This window comes from Brevibacillus sp. FW306-2-1A-C05A (genome assembly GCF_058781555.1).
Window position 1 is genome coordinate 145,555 of record NZ_JBYSWV010000003.1, and the last position, 21,175, is coordinate 166,729.

Annotated in this window: 23 protein-coding genes; 22 read left to right on the forward strand and 1 reads right to left on the reverse strand. The window is 54.1% G+C overall.

Features of this window, described 5'->3' with window-relative positions; translation table 11 throughout:
* The first annotated feature begins 72 nt into the window (after nt 1–72).
* The 22 genes from trpE to tnpA all read left to right on the forward strand — a co-directional run bounded on the left by trpE (nt 73) and on the right by tnpA (nt 20,033).
* The gene (trpE, locus tag AC3WJN_RS04755) at nt 73–1,587 is read left to right on the forward strand and encodes an anthranilate synthase component I (RefSeq protein ID WP_005831284.1); all 1,515 of its coding nucleotides are present in this window, start codon (nt 73–75) and stop codon (nt 1,585–1,587) included.
* A complete protein-coding gene (gene trpD / locus AC3WJN_RS04760) occupies nt 1,581–2,606 on the forward strand; it encodes an anthranilate phosphoribosyltransferase (RefSeq protein ID WP_005831282.1) in 1,026 nt (341 codons plus the stop codon). The genes trpE and trpD overlap by 7 nt, the downstream gene beginning before the upstream one ends.
* A complete protein-coding gene (gene trpC, locus AC3WJN_RS04765; RefSeq protein WP_007785428.1) occupies nt 2,596–3,405 on the forward strand; it encodes an indole-3-glycerol phosphate synthase TrpC in 810 nt (269 codons plus the stop codon). Before trpD ends, trpC begins: the two co-directional genes overlap by 11 nt.
* Complete coding sequence (locus AC3WJN_RS04770) at nt 3,402–4,073, forward strand: phosphoribosylanthranilate isomerase (RefSeq protein ID WP_005831278.1); 672 nt, start codon at nt 3,402–3,404, stop codon at nt 4,071–4,073. Before trpC ends, AC3WJN_RS04770 begins: the two co-directional genes overlap by 4 nt.
* Nucleotides 4,033–5,265 (forward strand): tryptophan synthase subunit beta, encoded by a 1,233-nt coding sequence (trpB, locus tag AC3WJN_RS04775; RefSeq protein ID WP_005831276.1) that lies wholly within the window; start codon nt 4,033–4,035, stop codon nt 5,263–5,265. Before AC3WJN_RS04770 ends, trpB begins: the two co-directional genes overlap by 41 nt.
* Nucleotides 5,265–6,083: a tryptophan synthase subunit alpha gene (gene trpA / locus AC3WJN_RS04780; RefSeq protein WP_005831274.1), complete on the forward strand. Its 819-nt coding sequence runs from the start codon at nt 5,265–5,267 to the stop codon at nt 6,081–6,083. The genes trpB and trpA overlap by 1 nt, the downstream gene beginning before the upstream one ends.
* A 29-nt stretch (nt 6,084–6,112) precedes the next feature.
* Nucleotides 6,113–7,207: a histidinol-phosphate transaminase gene (gene hisC, locus AC3WJN_RS04785; protein ID WP_005831272.1), complete on the forward strand. Its 1,095-nt coding sequence runs from the start codon at nt 6,113–6,115 to the stop codon at nt 7,205–7,207.
* A gap of 68 nt (nt 7,208–7,275) precedes the next feature.
* Nucleotides 7,276–8,379 carry a prephenate dehydrogenase gene (locus AC3WJN_RS04790; RefSeq protein WP_007785422.1) on the forward strand — a complete coding sequence of 368 codons (1,104 nt, stop codon included), beginning with the start codon at nt 7,276–7,278 and terminating at the stop codon, nt 8,377–8,379.
* 81 nt (nt 8,380–8,460) lie between these two features.
* Complete coding sequence (aroA, locus tag AC3WJN_RS04795) at nt 8,461–9,744, forward strand: 3-phosphoshikimate 1-carboxyvinyltransferase (protein WP_007785420.1); 1,284 nt, start codon at nt 8,461–8,463, stop codon at nt 9,742–9,744.
* A 474-nt stretch (nt 9,745–10,218) separates the two neighbouring features.
* Nucleotides 10,219–11,175 (forward strand): amidohydrolase family protein, encoded by a 957-nt coding sequence (locus AC3WJN_RS04800; protein ID WP_237716675.1) that lies wholly within the window; start codon nt 10,219–10,221, stop codon nt 11,173–11,175.
* Between the two features lie 145 nt (nt 11,176–11,320).
* Nucleotides 11,321–11,911 (forward strand): RNA polymerase sigma factor, encoded by a 591-nt coding sequence (locus tag AC3WJN_RS04805; protein ID WP_007785416.1) that lies wholly within the window; start codon nt 11,321–11,323, stop codon nt 11,909–11,911.
* A complete protein-coding gene (locus tag AC3WJN_RS04810) occupies nt 11,908–12,558 on the forward strand; it encodes a zf-HC2 domain-containing protein (RefSeq protein ID WP_051998927.1) in 651 nt (216 codons plus the stop codon). Before AC3WJN_RS04805 ends, AC3WJN_RS04810 begins: the two co-directional genes overlap by 4 nt.
* Before the next feature lie 102 nt (nt 12,559–12,660).
* Nucleotides 12,661–13,605, forward strand: a complete 945-nt coding sequence (locus AC3WJN_RS04815) for a tetratricopeptide repeat protein (protein ID WP_005831260.1) — start codon at nt 12,661–12,663, stop codon at nt 13,603–13,605.
* 130 nt (nt 13,606–13,735) lie between these two features.
* Complete coding sequence (locus AC3WJN_RS04820) at nt 13,736–14,854, forward strand: hypothetical protein (RefSeq protein ID WP_005831257.1); 1,119 nt, start codon at nt 13,736–13,738, stop codon at nt 14,852–14,854.
* 9 nt (nt 14,855–14,863) lie between these two features.
* Nucleotides 14,864–15,079: an IDEAL domain-containing protein gene (locus AC3WJN_RS04825; protein WP_005831255.1), complete on the forward strand. Its 216-nt coding sequence runs from the start codon at nt 14,864–14,866 to the stop codon at nt 15,077–15,079.
* An 88-nt stretch (nt 15,080–15,167) separates the two neighbouring features.
* Complete coding sequence (locus tag AC3WJN_RS04830) at nt 15,168–15,593, forward strand: DUF2487 family protein (protein ID WP_005831253.1); 426 nt, start codon at nt 15,168–15,170, stop codon at nt 15,591–15,593.
* Nucleotides 15,594–15,815: 222 nt separating this feature from the next.
* Complete coding sequence (locus tag AC3WJN_RS04835) at nt 15,816–16,334, forward strand: Rieske (2Fe-2S) protein (protein ID WP_005831251.1); 519 nt, start codon at nt 15,816–15,818, stop codon at nt 16,332–16,334.
* Between the two features lies 1 nt (nt 16,335).
* Complete coding sequence (gene qcrB, locus AC3WJN_RS04840) at nt 16,336–17,007, forward strand: menaquinol-cytochrome c reductase cytochrome b subunit (protein WP_005831250.1); 672 nt, start codon at nt 16,336–16,338, stop codon at nt 17,005–17,007.
* Nucleotides 17,008–17,036: 29 nt separating this feature from the next.
* Entirely contained in the window at nt 17,037–17,834 is a 798-nt protein-coding gene (locus AC3WJN_RS04845) for a menaquinol-cytochrome c reductase cytochrome b/c subunit (protein WP_005831249.1), read from the forward strand.
* A 75-nt stretch (nt 17,835–17,909) separates the two neighbouring features.
* Nucleotides 17,910–18,509, forward strand: a complete 600-nt coding sequence (locus AC3WJN_RS04850) for a DUF1405 domain-containing protein (protein WP_005831247.1) — start codon at nt 17,910–17,912, stop codon at nt 18,507–18,509.
* Between the two features lie 49 nt (nt 18,510–18,558).
* Nucleotides 18,559–19,374, forward strand: coding sequence for a sporulation protein YpjB (locus AC3WJN_RS04855; protein WP_005831245.1), 816 nt, complete (start codon nt 18,559–18,561; stop codon nt 19,372–19,374).
* A 188-nt stretch (nt 19,375–19,562) separates the two neighbouring features.
* Nucleotides 19,563–20,033 carry an IS200/IS605 family transposase gene (gene tnpA / locus AC3WJN_RS04860; protein WP_007785410.1) on the forward strand — a complete coding sequence of 157 codons (471 nt, stop codon included), beginning with the start codon at nt 19,563–19,565 and terminating at the stop codon, nt 20,031–20,033.
* A gap of 168 nt (nt 20,034–20,201) precedes the next feature.
* Here the strand turns inward: tnpA and AC3WJN_RS04865 are convergent, their stop codons facing one another.
* Nucleotides 20,202–21,059 carry a YitT family protein gene (locus AC3WJN_RS04865; protein WP_005831244.1) on the reverse strand — a complete coding sequence of 286 codons (858 nt, stop codon included), beginning with the start codon at nt 21,057–21,059 and terminating at the stop codon, nt 20,202–20,204.
* Nucleotides 21,060–21,175 lie beyond the last annotated feature (116 nt).

Sequence of the window (21,175 nt, forward strand, 5' to 3'; positions counted from 1 at the left end):
GCTCTAGGCAGCGGGCAGTGAAAAGGCGGTTGTTCTCCCTTTTCGCTCCCACTAAAAAGGAGATGAGAGTTCATGTATTTTCCCTCCCTTGCTGAGGTCAAGAACCTTTCGGCGACCTATTCCCTGATTCCTGTGAGCCTGAAGCTTTTGGCAGACCAGGAGACACCCATCCGTTTGTATCAGAAGATTCGTACGAGTGATTCGTTTTTGCTGGAGAGCGTGGAAGGCGGAGCGCGTTGGGCCCGTTTCTCGTTCATCGGGATGAACCCTTTTCAAATCGTGGAAGCAAAAGGGGAAGACATCTCCGTAGTGACGCGCAGCGGAGAGCGAAAAGCTTTGACAGGCAATCCCGTCCACTTTTTGCGCCAGGAGACGGATCGCTTCAAGAGCCCGAAGCTGCCCGGCTTTCCCCGCTTGAGCGGCGGGGCCGTAGGCTTTTTTGGCTACAACACCCTGCGCTATTTTGAAAATTTGCCGGCGCACCGCCAAGAGGCAGTACGCGTGCCAGACATGCGCTTCCTCTTCGTCGACGAAATGATCGCTTTCGATCACTTGAAGCAGGAAATTCAGTTGATCGTCAACTTGCACGTAGAGCCGGGAGATTCCGCCGAGGTTATTGACGAAAAATACAAGCTAGTCTGCGAAAGGCTGGAGCAGCTCGCTACAAAGGTAACCGCTCCGCTGGAGGTGGACAGCCGCATCCAGGTAGAAACCCAGTCGCCAGCCCCGCTCAACGTCGAGCCGAACATGAGCCGCGAGCAGTACGAGCGGATGGTCGAGCAGGCAAAAGAGTACATCGCAGCGGGCGATATTTTCCAGGTAGTGCTCTCGCAGCGCTTTTCCGTCAAGACCGACGTCGATCCGTTTGCCGTGTACAGACTGCTTCGCACGCTGAATCCTTCGCCGTACATGTACTACCTCGAATACGAGGGCGAGACGGTCGTCGGTACGTCTCCCGAGCTGCTCGTGCGGGTCGAGGATGAAAAAGTCGAGATGCGCCCGATCGCCGGAACGAGAAAAAGAGGCGCGACGCCGCAGGAGGACGAGGAGCTGGCGGCAGACCTTTTGGCCGACAAAAAGGAACGGGCGGAGCATTACATGCTTCTGGACCTGGGCCGCAACGATGTCGGCAAGGTGTCGGCTTACGGCAGCGTCCGCGTGGAAGAGGCGCTCGTCATCGAAAATTACTCGCATGTGATGCACATGGTGTCGCACGTGACGGGCAAGCTGCGCGAGGGGCTACACGCTTTTGACGCCCTGCTCAGCGCCTTCCCGGCCGGGACCGTCTCCGGCTCGCCCAAGCTGCGGGCGATGGAGATTATCGCCGAGCTGGAACCGGATGCCCGCCATCTGTACGCCGGAGCGATCGGCTACATTTCCTTCGACGGCTCGCTCGACAGTTGCATCACGATCCGGACGTTGTTTTTCCAGGATGGGTACGCGCACGTGCAGGCAGGAGCAGGCATCGTCGCCGACTCGGTTCCCGCAAGCGAATACCAGGAGACGGTAAACAAGGCAGCCGCGATGATTTCGGCTTTGGAAAAGGCAGAACAGCTATTTGTGCGCAAGGAGGTATTGCCATGCTGACCCATGCATTGGAGCAAATTTTGCAAGGAAACGATTTGTCGCGGGCAATCGCAGAGGAAGCGATGGGAGAAATCATGGACGGCAAAGCGACGCCAGCCCAGATCGGAGCCTTTTTGGCGAGTATGCGGCTCAAGGGCGAGCAAGTAGAGGAAATCATCGGGTTTGCGCAGGCGATGCGCGCCCGGGCGATGCGTTTTCCGATCGAGCTGCCGGGTCTGGTCGATACGTGCGGCACAGGGGGAGACGGCAGCAACACGTTTAATATCTCGACAGCCAGTGCGATTGTGGCGGCGAGCGACGGCGTGCGAATCGCCAAGCACGGCAACCGGGCTGTGTCGAGCAAAAGCGGCAGTGCAGACGTCCTCGAAGAGCTGGGCGTTCCGGTCAACCTGTCGCCCAAGTCCGCCGCTGATTGTCTGCGTGCGACCAACCTGTGCTTTTTGTTCGCGCCGCTCTACCACCAGGCGATGAAGCATGCGGCAGGTCCGCGCAAGGAGCTGGCCGTGCGCACCGTTTTCAACCTGCTTGGCCCGCTGACGAATCCGGCAAACGCCAGCCATCAGCTCATGGGCGTCTATGATGCGAAGCTGCTGCCGACTGTCGCGGCTGTCCTGCGCGAGCTGCATGTAGAGCGGGCGCTGGTCGTGGCTGGCTCTGACGGGCTGGATGAGCTGACCGTGACGGGAACAAGCCAGATCGCGGAGCTGCGTGACGGCGAGATTCGCACGTATGAGATCGACCCAGAACAGTTCGGATTGCGCCGCCATGAAAAAGAAGCGCTGCGCGGCGGAGACGCGTGCGAAAACGCGACGATCATTCGCGAGGTGTTCGCTGGCAAGCGCGGGGCGGCGCGCGACATCGTGCTGTTAAACGCAGGGGCGATCCTCTACCTGGCGAATCGCGTTCGCTCGATCGAAGCAGGCGTGATCCGGGCAGCGGAGCTGATTGACGACGGACTCGTCATGCGCAAGCTGGAGCACATTCGGCAAATTGCAGGAGGGATGATTCATGCTTCATAAAATCGTGGAAAAAAAACGCGAGGAAATCGCTCGCCTGCAAAAAGAGACGACGGTAGCGGCCTTGCTGCAGCAAGCCAAAGCGCAGGAGCGTCCGCGCGGCTTTCGCCAGGCGCTGGAACAGAGCAGCCGCCCGGTCAGCGTAATTGCCGAAGTGAAAAAGGCTTCGCCGTCCAAAGGGCTGATTCGCCCGGATTTTGACCCGCTCGCGATTGCGCGGGCGTATCAGGCGGCTGAGGCCGAGTGCCTGTCCGTCTTGACCGACGAGTCGTTTTTCCAGGGCAGTCTCGCTTATTTGCAGGGCATTCGCGAAGCGGTAGACCGTCCTTTGCTGCGAAAAGATTTTCTCATCGAAGACATTCAGGTAGTGGAAGCGCGGGCAGCCGGAGCGGATTGCATTTTGCTCATCGCCGCGATCCTTACGCACGAGCAACTGCGGCATTTGTCGCAGACGGCGGAACAACTCGGGATGGACGTCCTCGTCGAAGTCCACGACAAGCGGGAGTGCGAGCTCGTTTTCCGCGCGATCGAACCGAAGCTGCTCGGGATCAACAACCGCAACCTGCATACGTTTCAGACCGATCTCGCGGTGACGCACGAACTGCTCGCGGAGCTGCCTGCTTCCCTGACTGTCGTTAGCGAAAGCGGCATTTCTTCTGCGACCGATGTGGAAAACGTCAGACAGGCGGGAGCGAGAGCGGTTTTGGTCGGCGAGCACTTCATGCGCCAGCAAGACGTGAAACAGGCGGTTTTCGATCTGGTCGGACCAGCGAAAGGCAGCAAGGCGGGGGTGAGCTTGTGACCCGGTTGAAAATTTGCGGGATCAAACGCCCGGAGACGCTTGCGCTGCTAAAAGAGCTGGACGTCGACTATGTCGGTCTGGTGTTTGCGCCAAGCAAGCGCAAGGTAGACGCGAAAACGGCAGGGAGGCTGCTCGCTGCCGTTTTCGGCCACCCGCCGGCTGTCGGCGTGTTTGTCAATCCGACGATGGATGAGCTGGCTGAAGTGCTCGCGGAAGCGCCGCTTTCTGTCATTCAACTGCACGGCCAGGAGACGCCGGAATTTTGCCGCCAAGTGCGAGAGCGGTTTTCGGTGCCGGTATGGAAGGCACTGGCTGTTGGAGGCGAAGCGGATGCCTCCGCGTCGCTGGAAGCGTATCAGGGGATTGTAAGCGCCTTTTTGTTCGATACGTACGATCCGGCGCAAGCAGGCGGAACAGGGAAAAAGTTTTCGTGGGAGCAAATTCCGCTGCTGCAAGCGAAGTGCAAGGAAGCGGATTGCATCATCGCAGGCGGGATTCATGCCGAAAACGTAGCCGAGCTGATTGGCACGTACCAGGCTGCGGTGATCGACGTGTCCAGCGGAGTAGAGACGGATGGAGAGAAAGACGGAGAAAAGATAAAAAAACTGGTGGAGAGGGTGAAGGCGCATGCCAAGCAATACACAGACAACCACGCGGGTCGTGCCTGACGAGAACGGACGGTTTGGAGCGTTCGGCGGAAAATTCGTGCCAGAGACGTTGATGAATGCTTTGTACGAGCTGGAGGCTGCTTTTGAGGAAGCGCGACGTGATCCACAGTTCGTAGCCGAGCTGAATGAGCTGCTTAGCAAATACGCAGGTCGCCCTACGCCGCTGACACATGCGGAGCGGCTGACGGAGGCGCTTGGCGGGGCGCAAATTTACCTCAAGCGCGAAGACCTCAACCATACCGGGGCGCACAAGCTGAACAATGCGCTCGGGCAGGCGCTTTTGGCAAAGCGTATGGGCAAAAAGGCGATTATCGCAGAGACGGGAGCGGGGCAGCACGGCGTTGCCAGCGCGACGGTCGCAGCGAAGCTCGGGCTTTCCTGCAAAGTGTTCATGGGCGAGGAAGACATTCGCCGCCAATCGTTGAACGTCTTTCGCATGAACTTGTTGGGAGCGGAAGTCATTCCGGCCGTGTCCGGCTCGCGGACGCTGAAGGACGCGACGAACGAGGCGATTCGCCACTGGGTTTCGCACGTAGAGGAGACGTTTTACGTGATCGGCTCGGTCGTCGGCCCGCATCCGTATCCGTACATGGTGCGCGAGTTCCAGAAAATTATCGGGGAGGAGACGCGTAAGCAAATTTTGCAGCAACTCGGCAAGCTGCCCGACGAGGTAGTCGCCTGCGTAGGCGGCGGCAGCAACGCGATCGGGATGTTTTACCCGTTTATTCAGGATGAGTCTGTCGCGCTTCGCGGCGTGGAAGCGGCAGGAAAAGGAATCGAGACAGACAAGCATGCCGCGACATTGACCCTTGGGCGGCCAGGCGTGATTCACGGCTCGCTCACCTACTTGCTGCAGGATGCGCACGGACAGGTGCAAGAGGCGCACTCGATCTCGGCGGGGCTGGACTACCCGGGCGTCGGCCCTGAGCATGCGTATTTAAAAGATACCGGGAGAGTGACGTACACGTCCGTAACCGATGCGGAGGCGCTCGCGGCCGTCGAGCTTTTGTGCCGCACGGAAGGGATTATTCCCGCACTGGAGAGCGCCCACGCGATTGCTGAGGTCATCAAGCGCGCTCCGCAAATGTCGCCGGAGAAGATCATCGTCATTTGCCTGTCGGGACGCGGGGACAAAGACGTGCTGACCATCCAGGAAGCGCTGGCGGAACGCACAGAAGGGGGAGTGGCATGATGACGGCAGCAACGAATCGAATTGACCGTTTGTTTGCGGATCGCAGCCGCAAGCGTTTTATCCCGTTTATTACGGTAGGAGATCCGACCTTGGAAGCGACGTTTCAACTCGTGACTGCGATGGTGGAGGCCGGAGCGGACGTGATCGAGCTTGGCGTTCCGTATTCCGATCCGCTGGCAGATGGCCCTACGATCCAGCGCGCCTCGCAGCGTGCGCTGCAACACGGCGTGTCGATCGCAGACGCCTTGCAGCTCGTCTCCCGCCTGCGAGAGTCGGGCGTAGAAGCGGGCATCGTCCTGTTTTCTTACTTCAATCCCGTGCTGCAATACGGAATCGAACGCTTTTTCGCCGACCTGGCCGCGCATGGAGCAGACGGCGTCGTCATTCCGGATTTGCCGATTGAAGAAAACGGCCCTGCCGTGGCTGCCGCGAAGCAAAACGGCTTGCACGTCATTTCGCTCGTGGCACCGACGTCCGATACGCGCATCCAGACGATCGGCGAGCAGGCGACAGGCTTTTTGTACTGCGTTTCGTCGCTCGGCGTGACGGGAGCGCGGACAGACTTGCGCGAAGACTTGGCGGACTTTTTGGCGCGGGTAAAAGCAAGCACGACTGCGCCGACTGCCGTCGGATTCGGCATCTCCACGCCAGAGCAGGTGCGGGCCGTAGCGCCGCATGCAGACGGCGTGATCGTGGGCAGCGCGATCGTGCAGCAGATTGAACAGCACGAGGACCAACTGAAAGATCCGGCACAAATGCCAGTTGCTGTTGAAAAAATAAAAACGTTTGTACAACAGTTGGCGAGTGCGCTACAATAATGGGAAAAATGTGACTGGAGTGAACGTGGATGCAACCGAAGCAACGCATACTCAATGCCCCGGTATATCAGCCAGGGAAGCCCATTGAAGACGTCAAACGGGAGTTTGGTTTGACAGAAGTAATCAAGCTGGCGTCCAACGAGAACCCTTACGGCTGCTCGCCTAAGGCGAAGGCGGCCATTGCGGAGCAACTGGACAATCTCGCTCTTTACCCGGACGGCGCAAGCCTCAGCCTGCGCTGGGATTTGGCCGATTTCCTCGGCGTGAAGCCTAGTCAACTCATTTTCGGCAATGGTTCCGACGAAAATTTGTTGATGATCTCCCGCGCTTTTTTGAGTGAAGGCACGAACACGGTCATGGCGACTCCTACCTTTTCCCAGTATCGCTCCAATGCGATTATCGAAGGGGCAGAGCTGATCGAGGTTCCGCTCAAGGACGGCGTTCACGATCTGGAAGCGATGGCAGCAGCCATCAACGAACAGACAAAAGTCGTATGGGTATGTAACCCGAACAACCCGTCCGGTACCATCGTGACTGCGACAGAGCTGGAAGCGTTCCTGAAAAAAGTGCCGAGCAGCGTTCTCGTTGTTTTGGATGAAGCTTATTACGAGTATGTTGTTGATCCAAAATATCCACAAACCGTTCCTTTGCTCGATCAGTATCCGAATCTGATTATTTTGCGGACGTTCTCCAAAATTTACGGTCTGGCAACGCTGCGGATCGGCTACGGCATCGCCTCCGAAGAGCTGGTGTCTGCACTGGAGCACGTGCGCGAACCGTTCAACACCGGAGCGCTCGGTCAAGTAGCAGCTCGTGCGGCCTTGCGCGACCAGGAGTTCGTGGCCGCATGCCGCGAGCGCAACCGCGAAGGGCTGAAGCAATTGACGGACGCTTTTGACGAGTGGGGACTTTCTTACTTCCCGTCGCAGACCAACTTCATTTTGGTTGACCTGAAAAGAGATTCCGATGAAGTGTTCAAAAAGCTGTTGACGCACGGCATCATCGTGCGCTCGGGGAATGCACTCGGCTTCCCGGGATACCAGCGGATTACGGTGGGAACGAAAGAACAGAATGAAAAGATTTTGTCTGTGTTGAAAGAAATTGTGACTGGCGCATTGAAATAACGGACAAAAGATGCCGGGCGTGCCCCGGCATCTTTGTCTACGCGAACAAGGAAGGACAGGAAGTGGAGATGAAAAAAATTACTATCGCCGTAATCGGAGTCGGATTGATCGGCGGTTCGATCGCTTTGTCGATGCGACGGGACCCCAACATCCGGGTCGTCGGTTACGACGTACGTCAAGAACCGTTAGATAAAGCGTTGACGCTCGGCGTCATCCACGCAGGCACGACCGATTTGCAAACGGCCGTCCGGGAAGCGAATGTCATTTTTCTCGCTGCGCCTGTCGAGCAGATCGTCGCTACCTTGCAGCATTTGCAAGACATGGAGCTGCAGCCAGACGTCATTGTAACAGACGTGGGCAGCACCAAGGCCGGCATCGTCAGACAAGCCGTAGAAGTCATCCCGGAGCGCGTGACGTTCATTGGTGGACACCCGATGGCAGGCTCGCACAAGTCAGGGGTCGAAGCGGCTTCGGACAGGCTGTTGGAGAATGCCTATTACGTATTGACGCCCGCACCGGGCACCCCGCCTGAAAAAGTCGAGCGCCTGACCGAATTGCTCTCGCTGACGCGGGCAAAAGTCGTGCAAATGGACGCTGACACCCACGATCAGGTAGTGGGCGCGGTCAGCCACTTCCCGCACGTGCTGGCATCCGCGCTGGTCAATCTGGTTGCGGGCTACGACGAGGAAAACGGCTGGCACGCACGCCTGGCCGCAGGCGGCTTCCGCGACATTACGCGCATTGCGTCCAGCAACCCGCGGATGTGGCGCGATGTGCTCCTGCAAAACCGCGAGCCGCTGTTAAAAATCGCCAAAGATTGGACAAAAGCTCTGGAGGATGTTATCGAGCTTGTGGAAGAGGGCGATCCAGAAGGCATTGAGCGGTTTTTCCAGACAGCGCGCGATTTTCGCGACGGCCTGCCGGAGCGCAAAGCCGGGGCTTTGCCGCCTCTGAACGACCTGTATATCGACATTCCCGACCATCCGGGGGAGATTGGCCGCATCACGACGCTTTTGGGAGCGAAGCAGATCAACATTACCAACCTGCAAATCAGAGAGACGCGTGAAGACATATACGGAGCGCTGCGCATCACCTTCCATTCCCAGGAGGAGATGGAAAAAGGGGAGGAACTTCTGCGCTTTTTCGATTACAATGTGTACAGGCGTTCCTAAGCCATTTTGTACAAACACACTTTACAACGAAGACGCTTCACAGCATGACTAATTGCTGAAGAGACAAAGGGGAGTGGAACTGTGCTTCGAGTTCGTCAAGCCAAAAAAATAACAGGGACCGTGCGTGTTCCGGGAGATAAATCCATCTCGCACCGCGCTGTCATGTTCGGTGCGCTGGCAGAGGGCGTCACCACGATTGAAGGCTTTTTGCCTGGGGCAGATTGCCTGAGCACCATCAGTTGCTTCCGCCGCCTGGGCATCGAGATCGAACAGCAAGGCGACAAGGTGACTGTTCACGGAAAAGGCTGGTACGGCCTGCGGGAGCCTTTGCAGCATCTCGACGTCGGCAACTCCGGGACGACGATTCGCCTGATGTCCGGAATTATGGCGACACAGCCGTTTCACGTAGTGATGGAAGGCGATGAGTCGATCGCCAAACGCCCGATGCGGCGCGTGATCGGACCGCTTCGCCAGATGGGTGCGAAGATCGACGGCAGAAAAGACGGGGAGTTCACGCCGCTTTCCATTCGTGGCGGCAAGCTGGAGGCGATCGCTTACCAGTCTCCGGTAGCGAGCGCACAGGTCAAGTCGGCGATTTTGCTCGCAGGCTTGCAGGCGAACGGCGTGACCAGCGTCACGGAGCCGCATTTGTCCCGCGACCATACGGAGCGCATGCTGCAAGCGTTTGGCGTCTCTGTCGTGCGCGACGGCCTGACCGTATCTGTAGAAGGCGGACAAAAGCTGACAGGACGGGCTATCTCCGTGCCAGGGGACATTTCCTCTGCGGCGTTTTTGATCGCAGCGGTTATGGTTGTTCCCGGCAGCTCGCTGTTGATCGAAAATGTCGGCATCAATCCGAGCCGCACAGGGATCATCGACGTGGTCAAAGCGATGGGCGGAAGCCTGGAGCTGCTCAACGAGCGCGTCGTAAACGAAGAGCCGGTTGCCGATTTGCTCGTGACCCATTCCGAGTTGCACGGCATTGAAATCGCGGGCGACATCATTCCGCGGCTGATCGACGAGATTCCGGTGATCGCGGTCATGGCGACGCAGGCAAAGGGCAAGACCGTGATTCGCGATGCGGAGGAGCTGAAGGTAAAAGAAACCGACCGCATCGCTACGGTCGTAAGCCAGCTCTCCAAGTTCGGCGGTCGTGTCACGCCGACAGAGGACGGCATGATTATCGAAGGCGAGACTCCGCTGACAGGCGCGGTCATCGACAGCATGGGCGATCACCGCATCGGAATGGCGATGGCGATTGCCGGATTGGCGGCAACAGGGGAGACGGGAATCGAAAACGAGGAAGCGATCGACGTATCGTTCCCGGGATTCCACGAGCTGCTTACGCGCATCAGCCAACAGTAAAAAGAGGGAAAGGAGCCTGCCGCTCGCAACCGAGCCAGGCTCTTTTGCCTGTCTGCCAACCGCCGGGAAAACGTCGGGACAGGTCTGGCGGTTTTTAGCAAAAATGATTTGACAAGCGCTTACATTCCGTTTATTATAAAACTACAGTATGGTTTCTCTCCACTCCTATCCAATATTATAAAAGCACACGTGTGCTACCGCCGTTTGAATGCGCTTACAATCAACGGCGGTCTTTTTTTGTATTTTTTTCCTTGCCCGCGCATATGCTCGTACAAATTGCAGCTCGATGCGAGGCGGGAGGGGACGAGCGTGCCGGAGCAAGGAATGGTCACTCGAGGAGGAGCGGTAGTCACAGCGCACGGAGTCAAAGAAGCAGATATTTGGATTGCAGGCGGAAAAATCGTTCGCATCGCCAAGGATACCTTGCCCAAAACGACCGCGACGACCGTCTTTGAAGAGGTGGACGCGTCCGGTATGTATCTTTTGCCCGGTTTCGTCGCACTGCCGACACAATCGTTGTATAAAATAAAAGATGGGAAGACGTACATAGAAGTGATGCGAGAGCTCGTCAGGAGCGGTTGTACGAGCTTCGTGGACGTGTTGCGCCCGGAGCCGTGGATGAGCAGGCCGCAGGTGGAATACCAGCAGACGAGGCACTTCAACAGCCCGCTCGACTACGCCTGGCACGTGGCGATCGAGCCTGCCCAGCTACAGCCGAGAACGGTGGCGCAGTACTCAGAGCTCGGCTTTTCTTCCTTTCATGTGACGGTCCGAAGCCCAGAAGAAATTTCCACAATAAATTGGGAAACGCTTTTGCCACTTCATACGTCTAAACAAACGATTCTGCATTTGCATATTCAAAATGATGCTTCCGTAAAAAAAGAACAGCGTGATCTCATTCGGCAGCTTTGGCTGGACGCCACGAGATACTGGAAGGTGCGTACTGTCATTGCTGATCCGTCAGCGGCCTTTGAACCAAAACAATCCGATCCGTTTTTGCACATTTTCCGTTTGAACGCTGAAGCAACTGACCGGGCTGTCCGATATATATATCAGAGGTTTTACGATAGCTGCCAGGTCGCTTCGCCTCTGCAGGAGGTTCGCATTGACTATCGCAGGAGATGGTGCTCGCCGGAAATGCTGCTTTGTCTGCTCGTCAGACTCGCTTCGACAAACGTTGCCAAGGCGATTGGGCTTTATCCGCAAAAAGGAAGCTTGACACCAGGGGCGGACGCTGATATTGTCTTCCTGAAAAAGGAAAACTGGTTGACAAAGTATGATCTTTCCACTATTCTCAATTTTAGCGAAATGCATCTTCCAGCATCTGTTATGTCGAACGGTAAATGGATGTATCGAAATGCGCAGTTTAGCTCTTCAATCGGGATGGGCAGGCGGATTTTCGACACAAAGCCCAACGCCTATGTCATTTAACCCCAAAATTGGGGGTTTTTTCGTGAAGGATTCCCGCAGTGAGACGAGAAAAGAATCGTAAGGTCGCGCAACTTTTTACATCCCCAGCAGTCTAATATGACAAAGGCCGCTGAGGGATCGGAATCGCAAGGAGGTAATCCTGATCATGACCGATTCCCAGCTTATCCGAGAGATTAAAGAAGGTAATCTGGAATGCTATGCTGAACTGATTCGTCGTTATGAAAAAAAGATCCTCTCATTTGTCACTCACCTTTTGCGCCAGGCTCATTTGGAGCATATCGCTGAGGACATCTGTCAGGAGACGTTTTACAAGGCGTATAAGAGCATTCATTCTTTCCGTGATGTAGAAGCAACCTTCTCCACCTGGCTCTATACGATAGCCCGCAACTCCGTACTCAGCGAATTGCGCAAAAGCCGCAACTCCGACGTGTATCTGGACGATACGCTGCAAGTGCCGATGGCTTCTCCCAAAACCTTGCCCGAGCAGGTGTTGTTGCGCAACGAGCGGGAGAGCATGGTCAGACTGGCGATCAACAACCTGCCGGAAAAGCAGCGTTCCGCCCTGATTTTGCGGGAGTACGAACAAATGGATTACACAGAGATCGCCACGATCCTCAATTTGACCGTCAGCTCCGTGAAATCCTTGCTGTTTCGGGCACGCCAAAGTATAAAAGGCCAGTTGGAAACCTACATCCTGGACCCTCAATTGGATGAAGCTGAAGGGATGAATCGATGATGAAATGTGAAGAAGTGCAGGAAATTCTGCCTGACTACGCCGAAAATCTGTTGCCCGAGGTGACGCAACGCCGCGTCGACCATCATATGGCTTCTTGTTATGCCTGCCGTTCCGATTATGAAATTTGGTCGGACAGCGGGGAGTGGATGGCGATGGACAAGGAAGAGTACCATTCGGTTACGCCTTCCCGTTCCATTGTAGATGCGGTCATGGCCCGGATTTTGTCTGAGGAGCAGTGGGCGATCCCGATTGGCAGAAAAATTTTCAGCGTAACAGCCAGAATGCGACGTATGGGGGCAAGTGTAGCCGTACTTTTGCTGCTGTTGTTTACGTTTACGCTATATGTGAATACAAGCTCCACGGAACAGGCTAACGCCCTCGTCATTAACGGGGAAGTGATGGCGATCAACACGCCAAAGGCACAAGTCATCTCTTCTTCCATGCAAACAGATGATGGTACATACGTTGTAGAAGCACAGCCGCTCTCTTCCCAGGGAGATGCGCTTGCGAGTGCGACGGCTTCCATCGTTCCGCTGGATGGCAAGCCTGCGACAGCGGATGCAGCCAAGCCTAACTATTCGATCGTGCTCAGTGTTTTCGGGATTTTGATAACCGTGTTGACAATGAGCTGGCTTACTCGTGCATAATGGTATAAGATCATTAAGGAAAGAAAAGACCGTCCTCGGACGGTCTTTTGTGGCTATTCATCGAGAATACGGCCGAAGCAAAATACATATGAGGTGAACACGATGCCAAAAAAATGGCTGTATGTAATAGACGAGGCAATCAAGCGGATTGAAAACGACGAGGTGGAGCTGGGCTTGACCGCCCTGCAAAAAGTGCAGGAGCACGGATCTGATCTTCCGGATGTGATGATGTATTTGGCCGAGGTGTGGTACCGGCTGGGACATTTGGAAGTAGCGGGCAAGCTGTTGTCGGAGGTGCTGGAGAAAAATCCGGGCATGGAGCCTTCCTTGCGCAGAGAGTGCCAACTGTTGCTCGCAGAAATTGCCCTTGATTCCAGCGATTTTGAAACCGCGCAGCATTTGCTCTACGAATGCAAGGAATCGGGCTACGAAAGCATTCAGCTTGACCTGTTGCTCGCCGATTTGTACGCGCTGCAAGATTTGGATGAGGTGGCGGTGAAGTATCTGGAGCAGGCAAGGCAAAAAGAGCCGGACAACCAGGACATTTTGGCGGCACTCGGCAATCTGTACTTCCGCATCGGCGAAGACGACGTAGCGATGAAGCTGTTGGAGGAGGCAGGCCACGAGAGCCTCGATCTGCTGTTGACAAAAGGGCGCTCGCTGGCGCAAAGCGGCCAGTTTGAGCAGGCGTACCAGGTGTTCCGCCAGGCGTTGGTGCTCGATCGCTCGCCGGAAGTGCTGTACGGAGCAGCCTTGATGGGCTTCCATGTGGGACGTCTGGAGGAAGCCGTGGAGCTGGTGACCACCCTGCAGGCGATTGACGAGGAATACGTCGCCGCGTACCCTTTGGCGGCAGACATTTACTTGTCGCTCGGCAAAACCGAGCAGGCCATCGACGCCTTGAAGCAATACGTGACGCTGTCCGGCTTCGACCTCGACCAGATTCGCCGCCTGATTGCGCTTTTGACGCAGGCAGGACGGTACGACGAGGCGAAAGAATACCAGCAGTTGCACGACCAATGGGATCACGAAACAGACGAAGAATAGAGCGAAAAAAACGCTCGCGCATAAAAAAATCGACGAACAGGAAGTCACTCAGGTGGCTTCCTGTTTATTTTTCCGCTTATTGGCAAGAATGAGGGATACAAGAAAGCCATCGCAAAGAAGGGATGCACAGATGAACTTGGCTGAGATCTTGGTGTACACCGATATCCGGCAGCTCCATCAGATTGCCAATCACTACGGATGCGAATGCAACCCTCATTCCAAAAACGAGCTAATCACCTCGCTCTTGTCCAGCCTGCGCCATCGGTTGACAATCGCGCAAGAAGTAGCCCAGCTATCCTCGGCAGAAACGCATTTTTTGCTGCAACTGCTACTCGACAAGCGAACCGTCATGTCGCTGGAAGATTTGCTGGCCAAAGCGGGAGTAGCTCTGGAGAGTGCCAAAGAAAAAAAGCAGGAAGAAGCAAGAAAGTTCGTGGCCGCGGCCATGAAAAGAGGATGGATCTTCCCGGCGAAAAGCAAGACGATCGGGCAGTATCAAATTCCGCTCGACATCCGTGAGCCGTACATACAAGCCTGGCTCGATCAGTGGCGCGAACAAAACACGCTGGTCGTTCCGGGACCGGAAGCGTACAGGGATGAAGGAACGGCTCTCTGCGACGATATCATGCAATTTTTACAATTCCTTCAGCAAGAGCCTGTACCGCTTACGGCCGAAGGAGGCATGTACAAAAGGCATCAGCAGCAGTTGTTTCAATTTTTGTACGTGAAGGAAGAACCGCTTTTGCCGCAAAAATGGCGCTTTGGCTACGGACTTCACTTCGATGTGTACCCGGACCGGTTTTCGTTGCTCTACGATTTCTGCTACTACCACAAGTGGATTGAGGAAGCGGAAGGAAAAGTGGCGATTACGGAGGCGGGCCGCGAGCGGCTGGAGCAGCCGTACACCGATCAGCTCTACCACGATGTGATCCGTTTTTGGATGAGGTTGTACAAGCGGGCGATCCCGAATTTGCCGATGCTTGTCCAGTTGATTCCGCTGCTTGCAGCCGGTGGCTGGGTAAGGCAGGAATCGCTGATGAACACGCTGCTTGCGTGGATCAAGGAGTTTTACTACGATGCACCCGCAGATATTTTGGTCAATCGCGTCTGCAAAATGATGGTGCACCTCGGATTGCTTCGAGTCGGCCAAGACGAGCATGAACAGTGGTTGTACACTGCCACCTATGCGAGCCAGACTTGGCTTCGAAAATACAACGGCTTTACGGAAACGACTATTTTATTGAAGTGAGGGATGGGTATGGAGTGGCCAAATTTCTATTCCAACGCGTACGGAACGAACAATCAAATGGTATCCGGGTTGCTTTCTGAGATGGTAATCGACGAGCAAATGCGTCAATACCGCAAGCGGGCGCTTTACCAGGAAATCGATGAGGCGTTGGCTACGAAAAACAAAGAGCTGTTTATCCGCTTGACAGACGAACTGAAAGAAATCATGGCCTACGAAAAGGCCTGAACCTTAGCAGGAAGCGATATTGCGAGTCTCCGCTGATTCATGGTACGCTAGTTTCCGGAAATCTACGCGAAGAAGAGGAGACGACCCTATGCAATGGAATGTAAACGAGTTTGAAAATTGGGAGGAGCTGCGGCCTTATGTGGACACCGCGCTGCTCCCTCTTTATTTGTACCGGGACGGGATCGAGGTAAAAGAGCACGTGCTGCGCATGAACTACTTGCTGAATGTGGCGGCTGGCATCGAGCAGCGCCTGAAGGGAAGGATTCTGTTGTTTCCGCTCAGCTATCGCTTCGCCTGGGAGGAGCAGGAGCAAAAGACGCCGCCGGGCTTCGCTTTTTCCGTTGGACTGCATTTTTCCGGGGACAAAATCCGGCTTGGCGATCAGGGAGAGGCAAGTACGCTCATGCTTCCGGTAGGCGAGGAAGACTTGGATTCGTCGTTGCGCTTTGAAGTGACGGTCGATGTGCTGACCAAAGAAATTATTCGTTTGTGGCAGCAAAAGAGTGCGCAATAGAGAAAGCGTTTTCCGGTAATACTACAGGAAAACGGGAGGGACAAGGAGCAAATTTTGACAAAATGGCAACAATCTCTCCGCAGGCGGTGGTTGGGTTCAGACATGTCCACTGGACATTCTTGACATCTTTATAGGCGTTAGCTATGATTGGGATTGACCTAGTGTATATGTATGAAAACGCCATCGTAGCGCTATTTTACAGGATAAGGAGGGAAAAAAGAGATGGGAGACAAACGCGAAATTTCCAGACGTACATTTTTGAACTACGCACTCATGGGAACTGGCGGGTTCCTTGCTGCGGGTATGATTACCCCTATGATTCGTTTTGCGGTTGATCCTTTACTGCAAGGACATGCAGGTGGAGATAAAGTGGCTGTTGGTTCACCAGATGAGTTTGGTCCGGAACCAAAGCGCGTTGAGTTTAAAGTACATACCAAGGACGGTTGGTATGAATCTGAATCTACTTTATCTGCATGGATTACGAAGAATGACAAGGGTGAAATCCTCGCTCTGTCCCCGATCTGTAAGCACTTGGGCTGTACAGTAAACTGGAACGAAAGTGCCGATCATCCGAACCAGTACTTCTGTCCATGCCACTTGGGCCGTTATACCATTAACGGCGAGCACATTCTGGGGACACCACCAACGGCATCTCTTGATGAGTATGAAACAGAAGTGAAAGACGGCAAGTTGTATTTGGGTAAAGTAAAGGCAAATCCTCGTCCGGGGGTGAACGGCTAAGATGTTGCAAAAAATGTATGATTGGGTCGATGAGCGCCTGAATATCACTCCAATGTGGCGTGACTTGGCCGACCACGAAGTACCTGAGCACGTGAACCCGGCACACCACTTCTCTGCGTTCGTTTACTGCTTTGGGGGCCTAACGTTCTTTATTACCGTTATTCAAATCTTGTCTGGTATGTTTTTGACGATGTATTACGTGCCAGACATTATTAACGCATACGAATCTGTCAAATACCTGCAGAACGAAGTAGCGTTCGGGGTAATCGTACGCGGTATGCATCACTGGGGCGCGAGCTTGGTCATCGTGATGATGTTCCTACATACGTTGCGTGTTTTCTTTACAGGTGCATACAAAAAGCCTCGCGAGCTGAACTGGGTTGTGGGCATGCTGATCTTCTTCGTCATGCTGGGACTTGGCTTCACAGGTTACCTCCTGCCATGGGACAACACCGCATACTTTGCGACAAAAGTAGGTCTGGAGATTGCAAACTCCGTTCCGATCATCGGTCCATATGCGAAAATGTTGCTGACAGGCGGAGACATCGTAGGGGCACAAACTCTTTCCCGCTTCTTCGCGATTCACGTGTTCTTCCTGCCTGGCGCATTGCTCGGCCTTTTGGGAGCACACTTTGTCATGATTCGTTCGCAAGGTATCTCGGGTCCACTATAATCGGTCTTCGATAAAAAGGAGGAAATAGCATGGCAAAACAAGACAAAGATGCTACCTTCGTCGGAGATTCCCGAGTATCGGCGAAGCGTATCCCTAACATTTCTCCATCCTACTCCGATTTTCCGGGAAAAAATGAGCCGTTCTGGCCTAACTTCCTGCTGAAAGAGTGGATGGTGGCAGCAGTTTGCTTGGTTGGCTTCCTCGTGCTGACGGTTTCCCATCCGTCGCCGCTGACTGACAAGGCAAACCCGAATGATACGTCATTCGTTCCATTGCCAGACTGGTACTTCCTGTTCCTGTACCAAATGCTGAAATACCCTTGGGCTGCGGGTGACTGGGTAGTCTTCGGGACCATCGTTGTACCAGGTATCGCATTTGGTGCTTTGCTGCTCGCGCCTTGGCTGGACACCAGCAAAGAGCGTCGTCCATCCAAGCGTCCGGTTGCTACAGGCTTGATGCTGACAGCTCTCGTAGGGATTTTCTACCTCACTTGGGCAGCCGATCATGAGCACTCCCTCAACCATCCGTCCAGCAAAGATGGTGGCGGTGCTGGTCACGGCGGCTCCAGCGCGGCTGCGCCTGCACCTGCTGATACCAGCTTTACAGCAGATGCAGTTTGGAAAGCGCAAACAAGCTGCATGGGTTGCCACGGCAAAAACATGGAGGGTGGCATGGGGCCAAATCTCCAGAAGATCGGTGAAAAATACGATGCAACGCAGATTGCCGACATCATCAAAAACGGGAAAGCACCTGGAATGCCAGGCGGCTTAATCAAGGATGATGCGGAAATCGCTAAGCTTGCTGAATACATGGCAACCTTGAAATAAGCTAATAAGGAAAAAGCTGGCTGACGATGCGGTCAGCTTTTTCTTTAGCGGCGTACACAGCGGGAGACGATAAACATGATCTGGATATGGGAGTGGTTTATACATTCTTTGGGGAAAAGATGGTTTCTATGGACGCTGTTTATCGTAAACCTGCTGGGAACTATATACGGATTCATCTGGTATAAAAACCAACTGGCAGAAACGCCAGCGTACTTGACTCCTTTTGTTCCAGACAGCCCGACAGGTAGTGGACTATTCACGCTGGTACTCCTTACTTATTTGTTGGGTCGCCATATCCCGGTACTAGAAGCGTTGGCAGGAATCACCAATTTCAAGTACGGTGTATGGGCCGTCTGCATCATCTTAGCGGGTTGGATGATGGGGAATGAAGTGCGTTGGACAGATGTGATGTTAATCTTTTCCCATGCAGGCATGGCGGTTGAATCAGTTTTGTATGCACGCTTTTACAAATTAAGCATCCTGCCAGTGGGGATCGCTGCCTTGTGGACACTGAACAACGACTTTTTGGATTACGTCATGGACATCCATCCGTGGTTGCCGAGTGTGCTTGACCCGTACGAAGGTTTTGTGGGACTGTTTACCGTGCTTCTCAGCCTGATTTCCATATCCGTCATCTGGCTCGTAAACACAAAGCACACGATAAACAAGGTCTAATCTTGTCCTCCTTTCCATAGGCTGTACTAGGGGAAGGAGGTTTTTTGCGTTGAAGAAAAACATCCGCTTTTTAATGTTTTTTCTCGCGATCGGGCTGTTTTTGTCGTGGCCGATCCACAGCCTGTACTCGAAGCTGAACCAGCCGATCGAGGAGCAGCAGCTAGTGGCACTGGATCAGATCGCGAATGAATTTTTGACCTACGCCAAAAAAGGGGATCTCGAAGGAGCGCAGCAGCGGATTATCCAACTGGCTGAGAAGTTTCCCAACCAGCATTTGACCTATCCGATTCGGATTGAAAGTCTGAACGCGGTTACCCAATCGATTTTGGCGGCTAAAAAAAGCTTTGCCTCCACGAACGTAAGCGAGCAGCAGTTGTTGTGGCACGCCACGCAGGTTCGTGTAGCGATTGACGCCCTGACGCACGAGCATCAGCCGATGTGGCGCAGCTATTATCCATCCCTTGTGACACAGGTGCAAAATTTGCAGCAATCCGCCGTGGAACGCAATTACAACCAGTTCCGCGAGCAGTTTGATGAAAACTACCGCCTGTTTTTGGCGATCAAACCGGGAATGAGCATCCAACTCCCCGAGGATCAGCTCGCTTCCATCTCTGCGACGTATGACGTCATCTCCAAAGAGATGCGAAACGCGCAAATGGATTGGCAGCTCGTCAGGGAAGCTTTGCGCGATTTGAACGGCTCGATCCAGACAGCGTTTGTCGGCGAGGAGAAAAGTACGTTTGCCCGCCTGATGATGCGGCCTGACTCGCCACTGGCGATCCTGTTTTCGATCTCAATTGCGTTGGTCGCTGCCTTGGCGTACGTGGCCTGGAAAAAATACAACGGGGAAATCCGTTCTGCCTAATGAAGCGAAGCGCATACAAAAAAACCTTGCCGAAAAACAGGCAAGGTTTTATTGTTTGTATAACGAAAACCCCCAGTTCGACTGGGGGTTCAGGAAAGCTTATAGCTATGAGTAGCCATCCTTTGAACTCGGTGATAAGATGAGAGCCGGTCTGCCAACCGCTCACACGAATCACAGGAGGACAAAGGATGGACAAAAGCAGTCTAGCACATACCAAATGGAACTGCAAATACCATATTGTATTTGCGCCGAAATATCGCAGACAAGTGATATACGGAAAATTAAGAAGAGAAATTGGAAAGATATTGCGGGAGTTATGCGAACGAAAAGGGGTGGAGATTATCGAAGCAGAAGCCTGCGTGGATCATATTCATATGCTGGTGAGCATCCCACCGAAATTAAGCGTATCCGAGTTCATGGGCTACTTAAAAGGGAAAAGCTCCCTGATGATTTTTGATAAGTTTGCGAACATGAAATACCGATATGGGAACCGACAATTCTGGTGTAGAGGGTACTATGTGGATACAGTGGGGAGAAACAGAAAGGCAATTGAAGAGTACATTCGCAATCAGTTAGTGGAGGACAAAAATTACGAGCAATTAACGATGAAAGAGCTGGTCGACCCGTTTACGGGTGAGTCGGTCAAAAAGGGCAGATAAAAAGCCCCTTTTTAGGGGCAGCCCGAGGCAACACGCGGTTGGCAGACTTTCAGTGCGCCTTTAAGGCGCTTGCTTGTAACATGCCCTTATAGGGCTAATGGAAGCCACCGGCTAAGCCGGTGGTTATGACTTTTGGTGCAATGTCGGCCTTCCTTACTCGCGTCACGCTTAGTCATGCAAAGGCTTCTTGTTTTCATCAAGCGTAAAGCCTTCGCCGAGCACTTCGTGAACATCGTTGACGATGACGAATGCGTGCGGGTCGATCTCCTGCACGATCGTTTTGAAGCGCATGACCTCGTTGCGGCCAACGACGACGTAGATCACTTTCTTTTCTTCGCCGGAGTATGCGCCTTTACCAGCCAGGAGCGTTACGCCTCGGCCCAAATCGAGAATTTGCCGGGAGATTTCTTCTGCGTGGTTGGAAATGATCGTCAGCGCTTTTCCGGCATAGGCACCGTCCTGTAAAAAGTCGATGACGCGGGCGGCAATAAACACGACGACGAGCGTGTACATCGCGCTCTCCAGGTTCAAGTAAACGAGCGAAGCGCCGATGACGAGGATGTCGCCGAAAAACAGCGTTCTTCCCATGCTCACGCCCATGTACTTTTGCAGCAATCGGGCGATGATGTCAACGCCGCCAGTCGTTCCGCCGTAGCGGAAAATAATGCCCAAACCGACACCGACAGCCACGCCGGCGTACAAGGATGCGAGCAGACGATCGTGCATCACGAGCGGCAGCACGCCATCAAACGCCGAGAGGAAGACAGAGAGCGAAACGGTCCCTAAAATAGTATAGAAAAAAGCAGTGCGGCCGAGAATTTTCCATCCTAAAATGAACAGCGGCACGTTCAGGGCGAAGAAGACGATCCCTTGGTCGATAGCGGGAAACAACAGCTTGAGTAAAATGCTGATCCCCGTGATCCCGCCCTCGGCAAGGTGGTTGGGGATATTGAAGGCGTTAATGCCGAATCCCATAATGGCAGAACCGATAATGATAGCGATGATGCTCTTCCAACGTATGTTCATAGTGTCCTCCTGTTTTGCCGGAGCGAAAAATGACGCTGTTGATCGTCCGACATGTTGTGCAGTAGTGCGGGCGAAATACTCAATACCTGAGGGCCATCCGAAAGCCATTATAAATG

Bases quoted from the DNA above. Each gene is read 5' to 3' on its own strand.
- hisC (WP_005831272.1), top strand. From the start codon at position 6,113: ATGCAACCGAAGCAACGCATACTCAATGCCCCGGTATATCAGCCAGGG.
- trpC (WP_007785428.1), top strand. From the start codon at position 2,596: ATGCTTCATAAAATCGTGGAAAAAAAACGCGAGGAAATCGCTCGCCTG.
- tnpA (WP_007785410.1), top strand. From the start codon at position 19,563: ATGGACAAAAGCAGTCTAGCACATACCAAATGGAACTGCAAATACCAT.
- AC3WJN_RS04835 (WP_005831251.1), top strand. From the start codon at position 15,816: ATGGGAGACAAACGCGAAATTTCCAGACGTACATTTTTGAACTACGCA.
- trpD (WP_005831282.1), top strand. From the start codon at position 1,581: ATGCTGACCCATGCATTGGAGCAAATTTTGCAAGGAAACGATTTGTCG.
- trpE (WP_005831284.1), top strand. From the start codon at position 73: ATGTATTTTCCCTCCCTTGCTGAGGTCAAGAACCTTTCGGCGACCTAT.
- AC3WJN_RS04815 (WP_005831260.1), top strand. From the start codon at position 12,661: ATGCCAAAAAAATGGCTGTATGTAATAGACGAGGCAATCAAGCGGATT.
- AC3WJN_RS04850 (WP_005831247.1), top strand. From the start codon at position 17,910: ATGATCTGGATATGGGAGTGGTTTATACATTCTTTGGGGAAAAGATGG.
- trpB (WP_005831276.1), top strand. From the start codon at position 4,033: ATGCCAAGCAATACACAGACAACCACGCGGGTCGTGCCTGACGAGAAC.
- AC3WJN_RS04790 (WP_007785422.1), top strand. From the start codon at position 7,276: ATGAAAAAAATTACTATCGCCGTAATCGGAGTCGGATTGATCGGCGGT.
- AC3WJN_RS04865 (WP_005831244.1), bottom strand. From the start codon at position 21,059: ATGAACATACGTTGGAAGAGCATCATCGCTATCATTATCGGTTCTGCC.
- trpA (WP_005831274.1), top strand. From the start codon at position 5,265: ATGACGGCAGCAACGAATCGAATTGACCGTTTGTTTGCGGATCGCAGC.
- AC3WJN_RS04810 (WP_051998927.1), top strand. From the start codon at position 11,908: ATGATGAAATGTGAAGAAGTGCAGGAAATTCTGCCTGACTACGCCGAA.
- AC3WJN_RS04825 (WP_005831255.1), top strand. From the start codon at position 14,864: ATGGAGTGGCCAAATTTCTATTCCAACGCGTACGGAACGAACAATCAA.
- AC3WJN_RS04845 (WP_005831249.1), top strand. From the start codon at position 17,037: ATGGCAAAACAAGACAAAGATGCTACCTTCGTCGGAGATTCCCGAGTA.
- AC3WJN_RS04820 (WP_005831257.1), top strand. From the start codon at position 13,736: ATGAACTTGGCTGAGATCTTGGTGTACACCGATATCCGGCAGCTCCAT.
- AC3WJN_RS04830 (WP_005831253.1), top strand. From the start codon at position 15,168: ATGCAATGGAATGTAAACGAGTTTGAAAATTGGGAGGAGCTGCGGCCT.
- AC3WJN_RS04805 (WP_007785416.1), top strand. From the start codon at position 11,321: ATGACCGATTCCCAGCTTATCCGAGAGATTAAAGAAGGTAATCTGGAA.
- qcrB (WP_005831250.1), top strand. From the start codon at position 16,336: ATGTTGCAAAAAATGTATGATTGGGTCGATGAGCGCCTGAATATCACT.
- AC3WJN_RS04800 (WP_237716675.1), top strand. From the start codon at position 10,219: ATGTATCTTTTGCCCGGTTTCGTCGCACTGCCGACACAATCGTTGTAT.